Origin of the sequence: Citrobacter sp. TBCS-15 (assembly GCF_005280815.1) — a bacterium.
Lineage (GTDB): Bacteria > Pseudomonadota > Gammaproteobacteria > Enterobacterales > Enterobacteriaceae > Citrobacter > Citrobacter werkmanii.
Genome location: NZ_SZWK01000292.1, coordinates 391,223 through 410,472 on the forward strand (window position 1 = coordinate 391,223; position 19,250 = coordinate 410,472).

The 19,250-nt window shown below is 48.6% G+C and carries 18 protein-coding genes, 1 tRNA gene and 1 pseudogene; 11 read left to right on the forward strand and 9 right to left on the reverse strand.

Features of this window, described 5'->3' with window-relative positions; genetic code table 11:
• Positions 1–11: 11 nt before the first annotated feature.
• From fimZ to fimW, 3 genes are all read right to left on the reverse strand, one after another.
• Positions 12–644: a fimbria biosynthesis transcriptional regulator FimZ gene (gene fimZ, locus FDW96_RS19490; protein WP_038638509.1), complete on the reverse strand. Its 633-nt coding sequence runs from the start codon at positions 642–644 to the stop codon at positions 12–14.
• A 586-nt stretch (positions 645–1,230) separates the two neighbouring features.
• Entirely contained in the window at positions 1,231–1,953 is a 723-nt protein-coding gene (locus FDW96_RS19495) for a fimbriae Y protein (RefSeq protein ID WP_137366315.1), read from the reverse strand.
• 386 nt (positions 1,954–2,339) lie between these two features.
• A complete protein-coding gene (gene fimW / locus FDW96_RS19500; RefSeq protein ID WP_061381606.1) occupies positions 2,340–2,933 on the reverse strand; it encodes a fimbria biosynthesis transcriptional regulator FimW in 594 nt (197 codons plus the stop codon).
• A 37-nt stretch (positions 2,934–2,970) separates the two neighbouring features.
• On the opposite strand from fimW, the gene FDW96_RS19505 reads away from it, so the two are divergent.
• Together FDW96_RS19505 and FDW96_RS19510 are read left to right on the forward strand one after the other, a co-directional pair.
• Complete coding sequence (locus FDW96_RS19505) at positions 2,971–3,150, forward strand: hypothetical protein (RefSeq protein ID WP_042309935.1); 180 nt, start codon at positions 2,971–2,973, stop codon at positions 3,148–3,150.
• A 38-nt stretch (positions 3,151–3,188) separates the two neighbouring features.
• A tRNA-Arg gene (locus FDW96_RS19510) sits at positions 3,189–3,265 on the forward strand.
• Positions 3,266–3,470: 205 nt separating this feature from the next.
• Here FDW96_RS19510 and uspF read toward each other — a convergent pair.
• From uspF to cusR, 5 genes are all read right to left on the reverse strand, one after another.
• The gene (uspF, locus tag FDW96_RS19515) at positions 3,471–3,899 is read right to left on the reverse strand and encodes a universal stress protein UspF (protein ID WP_038638520.1); all 429 of its coding nucleotides are present in this window, start codon (positions 3,897–3,899) and stop codon (positions 3,471–3,473) included.
• A 163-nt stretch (positions 3,900–4,062) separates the two neighbouring features.
• The gene (locus FDW96_RS19520) at positions 4,063–4,866 is read right to left on the reverse strand and encodes an MBL fold metallo-hydrolase (RefSeq protein WP_137366154.1); all 804 of its coding nucleotides are present in this window, start codon (positions 4,864–4,866) and stop codon (positions 4,063–4,065) included.
• An 83-nt stretch (positions 4,867–4,949) separates the two neighbouring features.
• Entirely contained in the window at positions 4,950–5,159 is a 210-nt protein-coding gene (locus FDW96_RS19525) for a hypothetical protein (RefSeq protein WP_137366316.1), read from the reverse strand.
• A gap of 120 nt (positions 5,160–5,279) precedes the next feature.
• Positions 5,280–6,731 carry a Cu(+)/Ag(+) sensor histidine kinase gene (locus FDW96_RS19530; RefSeq protein ID WP_137366155.1) on the reverse strand — a complete coding sequence of 484 codons (1,452 nt, stop codon included), beginning with the start codon at positions 6,729–6,731 and terminating at the stop codon, positions 5,280–5,282.
• Positions 6,721–7,404, reverse strand: coding sequence for a copper response regulator transcription factor CusR (gene cusR, locus FDW96_RS19535; protein WP_038638530.1), 684 nt, complete (start codon positions 7,402–7,404; stop codon positions 6,721–6,723). Before cusR ends, FDW96_RS19530 begins: the two co-directional genes overlap by 11 nt.
• A 195-nt stretch (positions 7,405–7,599) precedes the next feature.
• Here cusR and FDW96_RS19540 point away from each other — a divergent pair, with 195 nt between their 5' ends.
• From FDW96_RS19540 to FDW96_RS19555, 4 genes are all read left to right on the forward strand, one after another.
• A complete protein-coding gene (locus FDW96_RS19540; protein WP_137366156.1) occupies positions 7,600–8,982 on the forward strand; it encodes an efflux transporter outer membrane subunit in 1,383 nt (460 codons plus the stop codon).
• A gap of 32 nt (positions 8,983–9,014) precedes the next feature.
• Entirely contained in the window at positions 9,015–9,362 is a 348-nt protein-coding gene (gene cusF, locus FDW96_RS19545) for a cation efflux system protein CusF (protein ID WP_042309919.1), read from the forward strand.
• A 76-nt stretch (positions 9,363–9,438) separates the two neighbouring features.
• On the forward strand, positions 9,439–10,731 hold the full coding sequence (locus tag FDW96_RS19550; RefSeq protein ID WP_137366157.1) for an efflux RND transporter periplasmic adaptor subunit: 1,293 nt from the start codon (positions 9,439–9,441) through the stop codon (positions 10,729–10,731).
• Positions 10,732–10,742: 11 nt separating this feature from the next.
• The gene (locus FDW96_RS19555) at positions 10,743–13,886 is read left to right on the forward strand and encodes a CusA/CzcA family heavy metal efflux RND transporter (protein WP_042309917.1); all 3,144 of its coding nucleotides are present in this window, start codon (positions 10,743–10,745) and stop codon (positions 13,884–13,886) included.
• A gap of 52 nt (positions 13,887–13,938) precedes the next feature.
• Here FDW96_RS19555 and rclR read toward each other — a convergent pair whose 3' ends face one another.
• A complete protein-coding gene (gene rclR, locus FDW96_RS19560) occupies positions 13,939–14,793 on the reverse strand; it encodes a reactive chlorine-specific transcriptional regulator RclR (protein WP_137366158.1) in 855 nt (284 codons plus the stop codon).
• A 235-nt stretch (positions 14,794–15,028) separates the two neighbouring features.
• Between rclR and rclA the strand changes: the two genes are divergently transcribed.
• The 5 genes and pseudogenes from rclA (at position 15,029) to FDW96_RS19585 (ending at position 19,232) form a co-directional block, all read left to right on the forward strand.
• On the forward strand, positions 15,029–16,354 hold the full coding sequence (gene rclA / locus FDW96_RS19565) for a reactive chlorine resistance oxidoreductase RclA (RefSeq protein WP_137366159.1): 1,326 nt from the start codon (positions 15,029–15,031) through the stop codon (positions 16,352–16,354).
• A gap of 15 nt (positions 16,355–16,369) precedes the next feature.
• A pseudogene (locus FDW96_RS19570) lies at positions 16,370–16,498 on the forward strand (DUF417 family protein); the annotation flags it as partial.
• 569 nt (positions 16,499–17,067) lie between these two features.
• Positions 17,068–17,763 carry a flagellar brake protein gene (locus FDW96_RS19575; RefSeq protein ID WP_042309913.1) on the forward strand — a complete coding sequence of 232 codons (696 nt, stop codon included), beginning with the start codon at positions 17,068–17,070 and terminating at the stop codon, positions 17,761–17,763.
• Positions 17,764–17,784: 21 nt separating this feature from the next.
• Complete coding sequence (locus tag FDW96_RS19580; protein ID WP_170973568.1) at positions 17,785–18,366, forward strand: LuxR family transcriptional regulator; 582 nt, start codon at positions 17,785–17,787, stop codon at positions 18,364–18,366.
• 98 nt (positions 18,367–18,464) lie between these two features.
• The gene (locus FDW96_RS19585; RefSeq protein ID WP_042309909.1) at positions 18,465–19,232 is read left to right on the forward strand and encodes a bifunctional diguanylate cyclase/phosphodiesterase; all 768 of its coding nucleotides are present in this window, start codon (positions 18,465–18,467) and stop codon (positions 19,230–19,232) included.
• Positions 19,233–19,250: the final 18 nt, after the last annotated feature.

The window sequence follows — 19,250 nt, forward strand, 5'->3', positions numbered from 1 at the left end:
CGGGAGTGTTGTTACATTAATTCATGCATTTTGGCGTAGTCGATCAGTTCAACGATGGTATGTAAACCGAGCTTGGAGTAGATATTAGCCTTGTGTGCGCTAATCGTTTTATTACTGAGTAGCAACTGCTCAGCAATTTCCTTATTGGATAGCCCGTTTGCCAGATAACGCAAAACCGTCACCTCGCGGTTAGAGAGCGGCATATCATTTAATACACCTTTTTGCACATTTACATTGTTAATAAAGTTCAGTGTATCCGAAGGGAAAAAAGAATATCCTGATAAAATCATTTTTACCGCATTGTAGATATCATTGAGATCCTTTCGTTTACTGACAAAACCATTTGCCCCAGCGCGAATAGCGCGCCCGGCATAAAAAGACTCAGATTTTGAAGACAGAAATAGCACCCGAGTATTCTCCTGCAATGATTTTATTCTCTTGAGTAATGTAAAGCCATCAGAGCCAGGCAGTTCAATATCCAGGATGACAAGATCGACAGGGTATGTGCGTAGATGTTCTATTGCCGCGCGGCTGTCATCGGTTTTCAGCACAACCTGAATATTACTGTTTTTTTCGAGGAGTACTTCTATCGACATTCTGACAATAGGGTGTTCGTCCATAATGATAACGGATGCTGGTTTCATTGTTGTATGCCTCAAACTGTTTGCGTATCTTGCGAATTTGATAAAACATCAGGCGTTATAATATTGTCAAATAGCCAAGAGTTGTTCTGAGGAGAACCGAATAAATACTATTTCGTCCTTGTTTATTCGGTTGTTCTTCTACAGAACAATGAATTTGTGGAACATCCATTTCTCACTGGAAAAACTAACAATTAATCAGGAAACAGTGAGGATTATACCTGCTCCGCTCTTTCGGAAAAGACTTACAACATCCCGATTGTTAATGGCAGTTAGGATGTTCTGAAAGATCCAGATGTGTTAATGACTATTGGCATTATTTATCTGTGGTTCGAATTATGGCAGATTGAAAATTTATTTTAAATAGTAAAAACGATACAATAAGCTAATTGTTTAGGTTTTGTTAAGTCAGCGGGAACACTATTTTCGATCGATGTACGCAGAAACAGTAAGGTTAAGTGTGGAAGAGGTGGTATCTATAATACCAGGAATAGTTGTAAATATTAAATATTTGTGAAAATTGGATCAATTTTCTCATGTAAAAATAAGTAATTTCTTAAAAAATCTTACTGTACATGGAGTTATGGTGTTAAATTAAATGATGAGAGGTAACGTTGAGACGATGTATCAGATGCAAAAAGCGCTGCCGGTTTGGTAATCCCAGGCGGGTAATCAACTGGTTCAGGCGATAGATGATGCGGTGGTAGGGTTGTGTCTGTAACTGCGCAATCTTTTTTAAGGAGTTACCTTGTAAAAGTAAGGTCACCATATCCCAATCGACCTGCTTTATGCGCCTCGAATGAATATAATTTAGCACCGGGGATAATAACGCCTGACGCATCTCTGGGAGGTGTAGACTGCGTGATAAGATATAAAAGGGGCCAGACAGTGATATAAAGGTTTTAAGATCTTCATCATGACTGGAAAGCAATATGAAGATTTGGATATCATTCCGCTGTTTAAGTAGTTGGCGCAGGCACTGAAGAATATCGAAGTAAGAGCTTGTTAAGCCTTCTATATCAACCACTAACTGACTAATGACCGACTTTTGCAGGCAGACCAGCGCCGATTCAATGGACCGGAAGATCGCGGTGCGCGTGCCTGAGAATAAATGGCGGCTCAGTGTATAGGCAAGATAATAGTCCACTGTAATAATCGCCTGAGATATAGTATCGCCCGGTATGGTGTATTCGATTTTTTGCGCCAGATACTCGATTTGGTCGAATACTTGTGAGGTACAGTGGGGATATTGATGGGTACAGTTAGTGTTTCGTATACGGCGATGTCGTTCCCGGCGTTTTGCGCTGTGCATCCGTTTCCATTCCATTTCTGTTGCGGCAGGTCTGGATAAATTGCTGACAACAAACATCCCTGACCCAAATTTTTCCAGCGCGACGGTGAGTTCCCTTGTGCCGTTGGGTTTCAATGTCTTCAACAATCACCAGACTGGCAATTGAGTATCCCATCAGAATAATCTGCCGGAAGTTTTCTGATGTCTTACTCAATGCCCAAAAGATCGTTTTATCCAGTGCAACCTCTCTCTGGGATTAGTTAAAATATTACCGGGTGTGCCTTTCGGTTACCTCATGAATAGTATGACTGGATTATTCTGGCAGTCAGTTGCCAGGTACAGTAGGAGCCGATACTTAATTGATGGTGAGATATTTCTCAATAAAAAATTAGGCGGAGAGGTTCCACCTAATTTTGTAGAAAGTTCAGATGCGCCCGGATGTATCTTAAGAATTGCTGATCGTTTTTCACGTGCAGCTTTTTCATAATGCTGCGACGGGTTGCTTTGGCATGGATATCGCTGATTGAGAGCAGGTGAGCGGTTTCGGCTAACGTATATCCGCTGGCAAGAAACATTAAGAACTGGCGCTCTGCGATAGAAAAGTTGCGGGTGGTGCAGTAATGGCAGATAGTCGCCGGTACGCTGTTGCGTAACGCGCGTTTTTGCAAGATGAGGACTAATTTTTTGGTGATCTCGTCAACGTCATCTTCCCGATAGATCAGCGGCAACATGTACAGGCAGGGCCGGAACATCAGCTTATCTTTATCGTTTCTGTTGCAGATCACCACCCGGTGTTGGCGCCTGGTGTGAACCGGAACCTGATAGCATTCAGCGCTGAGCCAATCTTCATCCAGTGAGATAAACGCGATGTCGGCGCGATCGATCTCCTCGACAGGCAAAAAACTAATCTCCTGATGCCACTGATTTGCCAGATGGGAAATAATGATTTTCAGCCCGTGTTCAAAGTGACTATTTTCTTCCTTGATGGCGATACTTAACATTGAAGAGTTCCTGAACCGCTGGAAAGAGGGTAGGGGAATGTTAAGCAAAATCATAAATATTCTAAATACATGTATCCTTAAATCTGGCGCTATGTGGGCTGAGTTGTTACCAGGTGATTTCCTGGATACCCTTGAACGGCCAGAAAAAATCAACATTCGTACACTTCGCCAGCAACTGAAACAAAAGGCATTGACTCAGCAAGCGCTGACCGTATAATTCACGCGTTTCTCTGCATGAAGTTATCACTTCACAATGCGCCCTTAGCTCAGTTGGATAGAGCAACGGCCTTCTAAGCCGTAGGTCGTAGGTTCGAATCCTACAGGGCGTACCATTTCAAAGTAAGCCCCAATTCTTAGCTTCTGCGTATCGCTACGAACCTTCCTTCTCCAGCCATATTTCTACTTCATTAAGACTGCGTTGCACACATCTTGCTGGCTGAGCGCATTTGCGTGCTGGATAATCAGCACTGAGTGCTGACCTCAGTCGGAATAAAAACGGGCGAAAATTTACGCCCGTTTTTATTGTGTTAGCCAGTGTCAACGTACAACCAGCACCGGACATTTTGCATGGCGAACTACGGCAGAAGCCGTTGAACCCAGCAGGTAAGTGCTAAAACCAGGCTTATGCGAGGCGATGACGATAAGTTCGGCGTCAACCGCTTCCGCCAGTTTGAGGATCTGATCCTTCGGTGGGCCGTAAACAACGTGGATTTGACTCCTGCCAGCAGGAATATTGAATTGCTTAACAATCTCTTCGAGTTTTTCGCTGGCCTTGGCCTGTAGACCACTGCGGTCCGGGAATTCGCTAGAGTAGGCCAGTCCCAGCGAGGCATAGAACGGAACGGTAGGAATAACGGCCAGAAAATGGACCTTGGCGGTTTTGGCATGCGCCTGAACCTGCGGCACAACATGGCGGGTTAAATCGGCTTCAGAGATATCAATGGGCACCAGAATTGAGCGATACATATTCACTACCTCCTGTTTGTTTACCTCTACCCCGAGTGTACCCAAGGTTGTCTCTGTATAATAAGTGACCAGATCAAGGTTACGTGCATAATTGTCGTTAATGATAAACGGGGAACGTAAGTTCCCGTTTTCTAATGCAGATGTGGGTCACGTTTTACCGCCTTTAGTTCGCCAGCACGATGACATCCCCCGTTGCCGGGGCTTTTGTTCCCGGTAGCCACATTCGTCCCCACGAACCGGTACAATGACAGCCGAGCAGTTTTTCCGGTTGCTGCTGCTTAATAAATTGCCGCGTCCGCCACAGCTTAGCGGGAGAGGCGGCGCGTAAATGGAACCCACCGATGAGGGCGTGAATTTTGCCAATGCCGGTGATGTTCTGGCAATGGCGGACGATATTTTCTATTCCCCGGTGCCCGCAGCCGGTAATGATCACCAGCCCACGGTCAGATTTATAGATCAATACGCCTTCATCGCTGATGTAATCCGGTTGAGGTGTTTTCTCGCGAATAATGCCGTAGGCTTGCGGTGTGGGTACGCTAATTTCCCCGGACCACAAAAAACGATCGCTTATCGCCAACGGTTCGCGGGTGTATTCCATATTCAGACGAGAGTAGTCGTTATCGCGGGAGAGTTTTTTAATTTGTCGTGGCTTTCCCGCAAGCGTTATCGACGCGTAACGCTCACAGGCTATTTGAGGATGGCAAATAATACGGCTGTTATCGGCAAGCCAGGGGACACCGCCACAATGATCGTAATGACCGTGTGACAACACCACGGCGGTTAATTGCGTCAGGTCGATCCCCATTTGCGCAGCGTTTAGTATGAAGCTGTCATCCGGCCCGGTATCAAACAGTATGGTGGTGGTTTCATCCTGAATTAACAGACTTAATCCAGGCTTTGCCCGTAATGATTTATCTGCACCAGCAGCGCGCCGATTTTCAAGCAATACCGTGAGGGTTAAAGCCATGCCTGACTCCAGTATTAAAACGGCATACTGTAGCGCACAGCTTTTGAGAGCGCTGTGATCGCAGCGCCCTTTGGCGTTATCCGTTATTGTGCAGAGTTTGCCTGCGCACGGTGTTTTTCCGCCTGTTGCTCATGGGCATAGGAATGACCATTATTTGTCGACTGATGTACTACCATCGCTTTTTCATGTTCATTCATTTGTGAAAATGATTGTGCATGGGGTGACGTTTCTGCCGCATTAACGCCCGCTGAGATAAAAAACGCGATAGCTAAAAAAGAGGACATCTTATTCATCATATTTCTCCTGTGTGGGTTTACGGAAGAAATTATAATTAGCGCACGCTGTCAGTGACGTGACAGGAATATGACGGTTAAGTCAGAGAACAGGAATGACTTAACCGTTATTACCAGAGATTAAATTGCATGCCGGGGCAGCGTCAGAATAAAGCAGGTGGCATGTGAATCGGATGTCACCGCAACTTTTCCCTGATGGGCAATGACTATCGATTTCACGATCGCAAGGCCAATACCGCTGCCTTCTCCCTTACGTTGCCGGGAAGGATCTACCCGATAGAAGCGGTCAAACAGCCGCGGAAGATGTTGCGGAGGAATTGGCGGGCCGGGGTTCTCAACGACTATCTGCACCTGTTCATCGGCCTCTTTCACCCGCACGGTCACTGACTCGCCTTTTGGCGTGTAGCGCATGGCGTTTGAAAGCAGATTACTCATTGCCCTGCGTAACATTAACGGATCGCCCGATACCCAGCATTCGCGCCCCTCAAAGCGTAAACTAACCTCACGCTCTTCTGCCCAGGCTTCGAAAAAGTCGAACACTTTACTGACCTCATCAGCCAGATTGAGCGCGGTTTTTTCCGGGATCAGTTGATTGTTGTCCGCTTGCGCCAGAAACAGCATGTCACTCACCATCTTCGACATCCGGCCAAATTCTTCGAGATTGGAATACAGCACGTCCTCCAGCTCTTTTTGGCTACGGGTCTGGCTCAGTGCAATTTCTGTTTGCGTGACCAGGTTAGTGATTGGGGTGCGGATCTCATGGGCAATATCCGCTGAGAAATTCGACTGACGTTTAAAAACATCCTCGATGCGTTCGATCATGTGATTAAACGAACTTACCAGCTGTTCCAGTTCAATAGGCACGGCTTGCGGGTCGAGGCGTACGTCGAGATCTTTCGAGGTGATATTTTGGATGCGGCGACTGACATTACGGATAGGCTCATGGCCTTTATAAACGGCGAACAGCACGATAAAAACAATCATCATACTAATCAGCGATGCTGTCATAATCAGTTTGTTTTTCAGGTCATTAATATAGTGCAGATGAAAATCGATCGATAACGCCAGGTACAGCGTATATGCCGGTTTTCCATTGGCAAGCTGTCCGACAGGCAAACGAATCATGCGCCAGTTTGATGATGTCATCTGCCCGTGCGTATGTTTGGGCGTTTGCAGCATGGGACCAGATATAATAAAGACATCGCGGGCATGGGCATTTTTATCCGGCCTTGCACTGGCAATAAATTGCCGGAGATCCGGGGTGCCAGGTGAATGAAAAATAGCCTTCTGATTGCTATCTTCCAGAGAAATAATGACGTTCGAGTAACCCGCCACGACGTTTTTTAGCGTTTCCAGTCGGCGTGATTCAGGTTCGTTCGGTTGATTAAGAATACGCTCCAGCGTGGCGCTGATCTCTTGTAAATCATTGATGTCCTGCTCGGCGAAATGCACTTTTACTGAGTGGATCATTATCCATGCGAAGGCGAAAAATGAAGCGATAGTCGCCAGACTGATAAAAAAGGTCAGTCGCGTCGCCAGGGAAAAAGGGCGTTGCCATCGTTTACTGGCCATCAGGAACCTCAAGCATATATCCCACACCGCGCACGGTCTGAATCAGTTTCGGCTCAAAGTCATTATCGATTTTGGCGCGCAGACGCTTAACGGCGACGTCGATGGCGTTGGTATCGCTGTCAAAATTCATATCCCAGACCTGAGAGGCAATCAGCGAGCGGGGTAAAACTTCTCCCTGGTGGCGCAGGAAAAACTCAAGCAGCGTAAACTCTTTGCTGGTCAGGGTGATGCGCGCCCCGCTGCGGGTGACTTTTCTACTCACCAGATCAACCATTAAATCTGCGACCTGAAACTGACTTTCGACAATCACCGCCGCGCCCCGGCGTAATAGCGTTCTGACCCGCGCCAACAGTTCGGCAAAGGCAAACGGTTTGACCAGATAATCGTCAGCGCCTAATTCCAGACCTTTAACCCGATGTTCAATAGTACCCAGCGCGGTGAGGAGAAGAATGGGCATGCCTTTGTTGGCGCTACGCAGCATGCGTACGATATCCCAGCCGTTTACATCCGGCAGCATGATGTCGAGTATGAGCAGATCGTAATCGCCGGTCATCGCCAGGTGGTACCCGTTCAGGCCGTTGTCCGCCAAATCCACGACAAAACCTGCTTCCGTCAGGCCTTTTGTCAGATATTCACCGGTTTTTTTCTCATCTTCGACTATCAAAATCTTCATCGCATTCTCCTTCTCGCACTGCTTGTGCGGACTTTCAATTCTAGGGAAGCGGGATCGGATAGCAATCGGTTATTGGGAAAATGACAGTTTTGTCATTTTCCTGTCACCGGTTAAACAGAGTCACTTCGTTAAAGTACAACCCTATAAATTCCTGCATATTTTAGGGTCATCAGTCCGGTCAGGACGAGAAGAACTATGAGCAAATTTAAGCTTCTTACCCTCAGCGCGATATTCGTTCTCGCCGGTTGTTCATTAGCGCCGGACTATCAGCGCCCGGCTTTACCGGTGCCACAGCAATTCTCCTTAAGCCAGAATGCGCTGGTGTCAGCCTCTGGGAATTATCAGGACACCGGTTGGCGGACCTTCTTCGTTGACGACCAGGTTAAGATGCTGATTGGTGAGGCGCTGGTCAATAACCGCGATTTGCGTATGGCAGTGCTGAAGGTTCAGGAGGCGCGAGCGCAATATGGCGTCACGGACGCTGACCGCTATCCGCAAATTACGGCAGGCTCCAGCGGTACCTACAGCGGTAAATTAAAAGGCGACAGCGGCACCGATCGCGAATTCGAGGCCGGGCTGAATCTCAGTTTCGATTTGGATTTTTTTGGTCGGCTGAAAAATATGAGTGAAGCCGATCGACAGAATTTCTTTGCCAGTGAAGAGGCGCGTCGGGCGGTACATATCTCATTAATCTCTAACGTGTCGCAAAGTTATTTCAATCAACGTCTGGCTTATGCACAACTGCAAATTGCCGAAGAAACGCTGCAAAACTATCAGCGTTCCTACGCCTTTGTTGAAAAACAACTGGTCACCGGTAGCACTAACGTACTGGCGCTGGAACAGGCGCGGGGCGTGATTGAAAGTACGCGCAGCGAAATCGCGAAGCGTAAAGGTGAACTGGCGCAGGCGAACAACGCGCTGCAACTGTTGCTGGGTACCTACGGAAAATTACCCGAGGATCGGGCGCTCAGTCGCGGAGATATTAAACCGGTTACGCTGCCGCCATCACTCTCGTCGCAGATACTGTTGCAGCGCCCGGATATTATGGAAGCTGAGCACGGATTAATGGCGGCGAATGCCAATATCGGCGCCGCGCGGGCGGCATTTTTCCCGTCGATTACCCTGACCAGCTCCGTGTCCAGTAGCAGCAGCGATCTCTCCAGCTTATTTAATGCTGCCAGCGGCATGTGGAATTTTGTCCCCAAAATAGATATTCCCATTTTTAACGCCGGACGTAATCAGTCCAATCTCGATCTGGCTGAAATTCGCCAACAGCAGTCGGTGGTGAATTACGAACAAAAAATTCAGGGCGCATTTAAAGAGGTGGCGGATGCGCTGGCGTTGCGCCAAAGCATTGCCGAGCAAATTAGCGGCCAGCAGCGCTACCTGGCGTCATTGCAAATCACCCTACAACGTGCCAGAGCGCTGTATCAGAATGGCGCGGTTAGCTATATCGAAGTTCTGGACGCCGAACGTTCTTTATTTGCCACGCAGCAATCGCTGCTCGATCTTAATTACGCCCAGCAGGTTAATGAAATTAAGCTGTTTGCTGCCTTAGGCGGCGGTTGGGTGGAGTAATCCTTAATATTAACTTTTCAGGAGCATCAATTATGAATACTACCGCCAAAGCCGTGCTGTTAAGCCTTTTCTCTGTGGTCATATTTAACGCTCAGGCCAATGAGCATCAACATAGCGAGATGATGAATATGCAGCCGGCGGCTCAGCAGGAACAACGCATTAGCGCTACCGGGGTGATTGAAGCTGTTGATATGGAGAGTAAAAAAGTCACGATTAAACATGATCCTATTCCGGCGGTGAACTGGCCGGCCATGACGATGCGTTTTACGCTGGTGGCCGATACCAGGGCTGACGATATTAAGCCAGGTGATAAGGTCGCGTTTACGTTTGTTCAGCAGGGAAATATCTCTGTTTTACGCGATATTCACATCAGTAAATAACGTTCTCGCTGGTCTCTTTAATTCTTGCCCGGGTTCTTGCGAGCGCGGGTGAGATTATCGCGCAATGGAAATCATTATGGCGTCTTTAAATATTAAAAATACCGCGCTTATTCTCGCTGGCATGATTGCAGGCGGAATTATTTCTGTCGGTGTTTATACTTATTATTCATCCGCAAAAGTATCGACCGAAACCGGACAGGCTTCGCCAAAAGAAGCCAGAAAAGTTCTGTTCTGGTATGACCCCATGTATCCGAATACGCGTTTTGACAAGCCGGGCAAATCGCCGTTCATGGATATGGATTTAATCCCGAAATATGCCGATGAAGAGACCGCAAGCGCGTCAGCACCTGGTGTGCGCATCGATCCCACTCAGACCCAGAATCTGGGGCTAAAAACGGAACCCGTGCGTCGGGGACCACTGCACTATGCGCAAACTTTCCCGGCTAACGTGAGCTATAACGAATACCAGTTTGTTATTGTCCAGGCACGCTCCGCTGGCTTTATCGAGAAGGTTTACCCGCTCACTGTGGGTGACAAAATCAAGAAGGGTTCTCCGCTCATTGACCTGACGATTCCTGACTGGGTTGAGGCGCAGAGCGAATATTTGCTGCTGCGCGAGACCGGCGGCAGCGCGACGCAGGTAGAAGGGATTCTGGAGCGATTACGCCTTGCCGGTATGCCGGAAGCGGATATCCAGCGTTTAAAGTCGACGCGTAAAATTCAGACCCGCTTTACCCTGAAAGCCCCCATTGATGGGGTGATCACCGCATTCGATTTGCGTACCGGCATGAATATTTCCAAAGACAATGTGGTCGCGAAAATTCAGGGAATGGATCCGGTATGGGTCAGCGCGTCGGTCCCGGAATCTATTGCCTGGCTGATTAAAGACGCCTCGCAATTTCGCATCACGGTTCCTGCCTGGCCGGATAAGCCATTCACCATCAGTAAGTGGAGTATTTTGCCAAGCGTTGATGCCACCACGCGTACCCTCCAGCTGCGTTTGCAGGTTGATAACCCCGACGAAGCGCTCAAGCCTGGAATGAATGCTTACCTGCAATTGAAAACGCAAAGCGAGCCGATGCTGCTGATCCCGTCTAAAGCGTTAATTGATACGGGTACCGAACAGCGGGTGATTACCGTTGTTCAGGAAGGTCGATTTGTGCCGAAGCAGGTGGCTGTTTTCCATGAATCTCAGGGGCAGACGGCTATTCGCTCAGGCCTGACTGAAGGTGAAAAAGTGGTGTCCAGCGGTCTGTTCCTGATTGACTCCGAGGCGAATATTTCTGGTGCCCTTGACCGTATGCGCGCCCAGAACAGTGGTGCGCAAGACGCAGGCGCGATGCCGGCCCAGGCGACCCATTCACATTGAGGATATGATAAATGATTGAATGGATTATCCGCCGTTCAGTGGCAAACCGTTTCCTGGTGATGATGGGGGCGCTGTTTCTCAGCATCTGGGGAACCTGGACCATCATTAACACGCCGGTTGATGCGCTGCCCGATCTCTCTGATGTCCAGGTGATAGTCAAAACCAGCTACCCCGGACAGGCCCCGCAAATCGTTGAGAATCAGGTCACTTATCCGCTGACCACCACCATGCTGTCGGTACCCGGCGCGAAAACGGTGCGTGGCTTCTCGCAGTTTGGCGATTCCTACGTCTACGTCATTTTCGAGGATGGTACCGATCCTTACTGGGCGCGCTCGCGCGTACTGGAATATCTCAACCAGGTGCAGGGAAAATTACCGGCAGGCGTTAGTGCTGAAATGGGGCCGGACGCCACGGGCGTCGGCTGGATCTTTGAATATGCGCTGGTGGATCGCAGCGGAAAACATGACCTCGCGGAATTACGTTCTCTTCAGGACTGGTTCTTAAAATATGAGTTAAAAACGATTCCTAACGTGGCGGAAGTGGCCTCGGTGGGCGGCGTGGTTAAACAGTACCAGGTGGTTATCGACCCGATGAAGCTGACGCAATATGGCATCAGCCTGGCGGAGGTGAAATCTGCGCTGGATACGTCAAATCAGGAAGCGGGCGGCTCGTCTGTGGAGATGGCCGAAGCCGAATATATGGTTCGTGCCAGTGGCTATCTGCAAACGCTTGATGATTTTAATAACATCGTCCTGAAAACCGGGGCCGACGGTGTACCGGTTTATCTGCGCGATGTGGCACGCGTCCAGATTGGGCCGGAAATGCGCCGTGGGATCGCCGAACTCAATGGCGAAGGCGAAGTCGCGGGTGGCGTGGTTATTCTACGATCCGGTAAAAATGCGCGTGAGGTGATCTCTGCCGTTAAAGCCAAACTCGATACGCTGAAAAGCAGCCTGCCGGAAGGCGTTGAGGTAGTTACAACATACGATCGCAGTCAGCTTATCGATCGCGCCATTGATAACCTGAGCTACAAGCTACTGGAGGAGTTTATCGTCGTTGCGCTGGTGTGCGCGCTGTTCCTGTGGCATCTGCGTTCGGCATTGGTGGCGATTATTTCCCTGCCGTTGGGGCTGTGTATCGCGTTTATCGTGATGCATTTCCAGGGGCTGAACGCCAATATTATGTCGCTCGGGGGAATTGCTATTGCCGTTGGGGCGATGGTTGATGCGGCAATCGTGATGATTGAGAACGCCCATAAGCGACTGGAAGAGTGGGGGCATCAGCATCCGGGTGAAAAGCTGGATAACGCCACGCGCTGGAAGGTCATTACCGACGCCTCGGTGGAAGTTGGCCCGGCATTGTTCATCAGCTTGCTGATTATCACGTTGTCATTTATCCCTATTTTCACCCTTGAAGGGCAGGAAGGGCGGCTGTTTGGTCCGCTGGCGTTCACCAAAACCTATGCCATGGCGGGCGCGGCATTTCTGGCCATTGTGGTTATTCCGATCCTGATGGGGTTCTGGATCCGCGGCAAAATACCAGCGGAAAGCAGCAACCCGCTTAACCGCTTCCTGATCCGTATTTACCATCCGCTATTGCTGAAGGTGCTGCACTGGCCCAAAACCACTATCCTGGTCGCGGTGCTGTCAATACTGACGGTTATCTACCCGCTGAATAAAGTCGGTGGTGAATTCCTGCCGCAGATTAACGAAGGCGATTTGCTGTATATGCCTTCGACACTGCCGGGGATTTCGGCGGCGCAGGCGGCGGACATGCTGCAAAAAACCGATAAGCTGATCATGACCGTTCCTGAAGTGGCGCGCGTATTTGGTAAAACCGGCAAGGCGGAAACCGCAACAGATTCCGCGCCGCTGGAAATGGTTGAAACGACGATCCAACTGAAGCCGCAGGATCAGTGGCGTCCGGGTATGACGATGGACAAAATCATCGCCGAGCTGGACAAAACCGTGCGCTTGCCGGGGCTGGCGAATCTGTGGGTGCCACCTATTCGTAACCGCATCGACATGCTCTCTACCGGGATAAAAAGCCCTATCGGGATTAAAGTGTCAGGTAACGTTCTGGCTGATATCGACGCGACGGCGGAACAAATTGAAGAGGTGGCCAGAACCGTGCCAGGCGTCGCCTCTGCGTTAGCTGAGCGTCTGGTAGGGGGACGCTATCTCAACGTGGATATTAATCGTGAGAAAGCGGCCCGTTATGGCATGACCGTTGGCGATGTACAGCTGTTTGTGACCTCCGCAGTGGGAGGCGCGATGGTGGGCGAAACGGTAGAAGGGATCGCGCGTTATCCTATCAACCTTCGCTATGCGCAGAGCTATCGCGACAGCCCGCAAGCGCTGCGTAATTTGCCCATTCTGACCCCCATGAAACAGCAAATCACCCTGGCTGATGTGGCGGATGTCACGGTCGTTTCTGGGCCGTCAATGTTAAAAACCGAAGATGCGCGACCCACCAGTTGGATTTACATCGATGCCCGCGATCGTGACATGGTTTCGGTGGTGAACGATCTGCAAAAAGCGATCGCGGAAAAGGTACAGTTAAAGCCGGGGACCAGCGTGGCGTTCTCCGGTCAGTTCGAACTGCTTGAACGCGCCAGCCATAAGCTCAAATTGATGGTGCCGATGACGCTGATGATTATCTTCGTCCTGCTTTATCTGGCTTTCCGTCGCTTTGGCGAAGCGCTGCTGATTATCACCAGCGTTCCCTTTGCGCTGGTAGGGGGGATCTGGTTCCTCTACTGGATGGGGTTCCATATGTCGGTCGCGACCGGAACCGGGTTTATTGCGTTGGCCGGCGTGGCCGCAGAGTTTGGCGTGGTGATGCTGATGTATCTGCGTCACGCCATTGAAGCAGAGCCAGCGCTGGAAAACCCGCAAACCTTTACGGCGGATAAACTGGATGAAGCGTTATATCACGGCGCTGTACTGCGCGTGCGCCCGAAAGCGATGACCGTGGCGGTGATTATCGCCGGTCTGTTGCCCATCTTGTGGGGGACGGGAGCCGGGTCAGAAGTGATGAGCCGCATAGCCGCGCCGATGATTGGCGGCATGATCACCGCGCCGCTGTTGTCGCTATTCATCATTCCGGCTGCGTATAAGCTGATGTGGCTGCACAGGCATCGCAAGCAAAAGTAACCTTCTCAATCATACGCCTGTCTTCGGTTTGTACCCCGAAGCAGGCGTAGCTCTATGCTTCCAGCGCTTTCACGCGTTTGCGGTATTCGCCCGGCGTACAGCCGAATTCGCGTAGAAAGACTTTATAAAACGATGACTCGCTGGCGTAGCCCACCGATTCAGCTACCACAATCAATGGTTGAGATCCGCGTGACAACATCTGAGCGGCGATTTGCAGGCGCAAAGTGGTTAACACCGCCAGCGGTGTGGCGTTTGAGACTTCACGGAATAATTGCGCAAAGCTGGCCCGCGACATGTGTACGCGTTTCGCCAGCTCTTCGACGGTCCACGCAAAGGACGGTGATTCGAGCATCAGAAACACCACGGCTCCGAGTTTGGGGTGCAGCAGTAAATTCAACACGTTTTGTGCGGGCGATGCTCTGGTTAACCACTCACGAACGGCTAAGGCGAACAGCGTGGCGCATTGTTGGCTGCATACAGCGCTGGAACCCGGCAGCCCACTAATGGATTCCTGTTGCAATAGCGCAATCACGGCCTTGAGCCAATGGCTGACGGGACTCTTTTCTTCAGGCGCCAGAATCAGTGCTTCCGGTAGCGCGGTTAAAAAATAGCGTGAGGTGGCGTGCAGTTGCAGGCTACCGCAAACGATATGCGTTTGTTCATCCCCTGACTGGCAAAGTCGATGGGCGGAGTTCTGCGGCAGGATAACGAGAGTCCCTGGTCGCAGGGTGAAAGATGTCCCATCGGGCATATCAAGTTGGGCTGCCCCCTGAGTGACCGTATGCCAGCGGATAACGGACAGCTCGCCCGCCGCATGCGGCAGTTGCCAGTCTCTGCTCAGTAAACAGTTTTGATCGATCGAGCCTTGCGGATCGTTAAGCATGAGTAATCGACTGAGAGTGTCCATGAAGACTCCTGAGCAGTTTTTACCACTATTAGTTTGGCGGGATTATCTCGAAAATTCTAAATTAAAGTAATATCTTCAAAGTGTTAATTTATTATTCTTATATGTTTCGTGAAAAGAGGTTAAAAGTGATTTAGACGATTTGACAGTAATGAGCGCGTTCTGGATACGTTTCCCTTGCCTGGTTACCCCTATACTTCAGTTCAACAAATGAACAGTGACCAGGCGGAGAGAGAGCATGAATCAGTATCAGGCGATTATTATTGGATTTGGCAAAGCGGGTAAAACGCTGGCAGCTGCCCTGGCAAAAACGGGCTGGCGGGTGGCGATTGTTGAACAGTCGAACACCATGTACGGCGGGACATGCATCAACATCGGCTGTATTCCAACTAAAACCCTGGTACACGACGCTGAACTCCAGCATGACTTTGCTGCGGCGATGCAGCGCAAGGGTGCCGTTGTCAGTTTCCTGCGCGATAAAAACTTCCATAATCTGGCCGATCTGGAAAATGTAGATGTGATCGACGGTCGTGCTGAATTTGTCGATAACCGTACTGTGCGGGTCGTGCAGTCAACTGGCGCGATTGAGCTAAGCGGCGAGAAGATCTTTATTAATACCGGTGCGCAGTCAACGATACCAAACGTAGAAGGGTTAACCACCACACCGGGTGTGTTCGACAGTACCGGGCTGTTGAATTTGACGCAACGACCTGAGCGTTTGGGTATTTTGGGCGGCGGTTACATTGGTGTAGAGTTCGCATCAATGTTTGCCAACTTCGGCAGCAAAGTCACCCTTTATGAAGCCGCTCCGCTGTTTTTAGCCCGCGAAGATCGGGATATTGCCGAAGCTATCGCCGGGATTTTACGCGACAAAGGGGTTGAGATTATCCTTAACGCCAACGTACAGGCGGTTTCGTCCGTGGACGGCGCGGTACTGGTGAAAATGCCGGGAGGCGTCCAGACTGTGGATGCGCTGCTGGTGGCATCGGGCCGCACACCGGCGACCGAAAATCTGCAGTTGCAGAAAGCGGGTGTGGATGTAAACGACCGCGGCGCCATTATCGTGAATAAATATCTGCGTACCTCGGCAGATAATATTTGGGCAATGGGCGATGTCACCGGCGGGTTGCAGTTCACTTATATCTCACTGGATGATTTCCGTATTGTGCGTGACAACCTGTCAGGCGAGGGGGTACGTCACACCGGCGATCGTCAAAATATACCGTATTCCGTCTTTATGACGCCGCCGCTTTCCCGCGTGGGGATGACCGAAGAACAGGCCCGCGCCAGTGGTGCTTCTGTGCAGGTAGTCACGCTACCGGTGGCGGCGATTCCGCGTGCGCGAGTGACGGATGACACCCGTGGCGTACTTAAAGCGGTGGTGGATAGCGAAACGAAACAGATATTAGGTGTTTCGCTATTATGTGTGGATTCGCATGAGATGATTAATATCATCAAGACGGTTATGGATGCAGGATTACCCTATACAACTTTACGCGATCAAATATTTACCCATCCGAGTATGAGTGAATCATTAAACGATCTCTTTTCTCTCGTTAAATAATAAAAGCGCAGGGAAGATATACACCACGGATTTCCGTACTTGTCTGGAGCTGGACCTCTGGTGTTGAAGGATACGTTAATGCTGGCGGGAGCGGTGATGATCGTTGCAGATTCAGTCAGCTCAATCGTTATGCAGCGGTATTGAATTTTTAACGTTGTGCCCTCTGTAAGGTAGCAAGCCACTCTAGTTCGATTCGGTATTTACCGGGCCAGCAGGATGCTGGCTTTTTTCTGACTTAAGGGAAATTTATTTAATATATAAAATGTAACTATTCACTTTATAACAATAACGAGTCAGGGCTGTTTTGGCAGTTAATGATATGAAGAGGTGAGTACCATACGCACTGATGACAAAAGCGCGACAACCTGCGCATCGCCCAACCATCCCAATACCTTCATTTTTCTCTATTTTTTTCTGTGCAATTCTTGCTATTTGTTATCTCAAAACAGTATCTTAAATAAAATTATTATTCATTTTTGTTATAGTTAATCCATAAGTTCGCGTGGTTTTAAGCGCGGCTTAAGCTAGAATTATCCTGATTAAATGTTTTTACGTATCAATAATTGGCTAAAGATAGTTAAAAACTTAATTTTTAACCAACTGTCTGACATGGAATCCACTATGGTAATTAAGCACCAGGGCGGATGCTGATCTCGCGTTTTTGGGTAACCAAAAGCGGGACATATCTTAAATATGGAAATAAGGGTTTTAGAATGAGCTTTGGATTAGCAAAGGACAACAAGTTTGAAATCATCGCTATCCTTCGTGAAGAGCTGCACAAGAAAACGAAACTGGAAGTCTTATGCGAAAACAGTAGCGTTATCACACAGCTAGATAAGGTCGATTTCGAACGGTTTGTCATCTCCGGCCATGAAGAGATTGTGCCTGAAAAGGTCCAATACTTTATCCTGCACAGCGAAAGCGGGATTGTAAAATTTAGTGCCAGATTTGAACAAACTCCACCAGCAGGTGCGGAGGCAGGATTATCCTACCTCATCCCGGATATGATTTTCTTTGCCCAGCAGCGACAAAATCAGCGTTTTTCCTTCCTGAAGGGTTATGACTTTTTCTGTTTTGGTCGTTACAAAAACGGAGAAAACTACTCTTTCAGGATTAAAAACATCTCTCAGGGTGGCTGTGCGTTAATTGTTAAAGATGTAAATACCCGCTTTGTTTATAAAGATGCGGTGATTAAAAATGCCTCGCTGGAGTTTGATACGTTTGGCAGTTTACAGCTGGATTTAAAAGTGATCGATGTCGTCACGATCAATGAGTTTGATGAGGATAATCAGTTGTACTCCTGTCATCAGATCTCGTGTGAGTTCGATTTTAAAAATCGTCGTGAAGAGGCTGAAGTCGAGAAAATTATTATCAAATTTTTAATGAGTAACAAGATCAGAAGCTTATAAGGAGCGGTAAACAGGATGTTGATGTGTGGCAATGATAATTTTGTGGGCAACGGTATGTTCGCCTACCTGACCAGCAAACAAGTACCCGTACAAACATTCCAGTTTGAGGATATGTTGCATCAGTCATCATTATGTCAGCATCAAACCATGGTTTTTAATATCATTAATAATGAACAACCGTGTTCAGACGTCGTACAGTTTCTGAATAAAAATCGATTCAAGTTCTATAATAACGTCGTAGTGATTGTGGCTGACAGTTTGGTGGCGAAATTATGCGTGGAGTTATTATATATTGAGAAAGCAATAGTGTTGACTGAGAAATCTTCACTGCGAGATTTCGGTCAATTGGCGACGTTGTCGGTCGGGAAATGGAATCCCCGGCTGTATCGTTCGCAGAAAAGGTTAACTGAAAGGGAACAGCAGATCCTGAGTTTGCTGGTAAGTGGTTATACCGCTAAAGAAATTTCTGAATTAGTGAACCTTAACTATAAAACCATTCAGGCTCATAAAATGCGAGTCGTCGCCAAGTTGGGACTGAACAATACTTCTGATTTAAATAAATTAATTGTCAGATTCACCCATCGTATGTCTTTTTTACCCTAGTCTGGTGATTCTTTTCTGATGTAAAACATCTCATAGTAGATATAATTCGGGAGCGATGTGACTGGTTTTAAATTATATGATTTGTAGAGGTAGAGGGAATGTTTAATTCCAACGAGGTGCTCACCGCGCTTGAACAGGCATTGAATACCAGTCAGTTTTATATGGTTTATCAGCCCATTTTTAATTTGCACACTCAGCAAATTAGCGGATTTGAAGCATTAATGCGTTGGAACAGCCCTCAGATGGGGATGATCTCTCCCGATATTTTTATTACGTTATTGGAAGACAGCGGCAATATCATTTCAATTGAAGACATGGTTACCCACACACCCTGGGATGTGGCGACTTCCTGGCCCGATCCTCTTGTATTATCAATCAATATTTCCGCACTTGAATTTTGTGACCCTCTCTTACCCCAACGCGTCAGACGTAATCTCACCCTCTGTGGGCTACCGCCTTATCGGTGCCAAATTGAGGTGACGGAAACGTCACCACTGCGCGACAGCCAAATAGCGGTTAACAATATGCTGGAGCTAAAGGATATCGGGGTTAAACTCGCTCTTGATGATTTTGGTACTGGTCACGCGAATCTTAATTATCTGCTGAAGTATCCTTTTGATACCCTAAAAATTGATAAGGAATTTGTTGCTGGCATTGAGCCCGATACCCGATCGACAAAGATTGTGGAGGGCATTATTTCACTGGCACACAATTTTGGTATTGAAGTTCTCGCCGAAGGGGTGGAAACCCAGTCCCAACTGGACCGTTTAATGCAGATTGGCTGTGACAAAATTCAGGGCTTTTTCATTTCTCCGCCGGTGTTAGCAGAAGAAATCCCGTTACTCCTGACGCAGTATAATCGTTAATCCCACCTTTTTACGTTT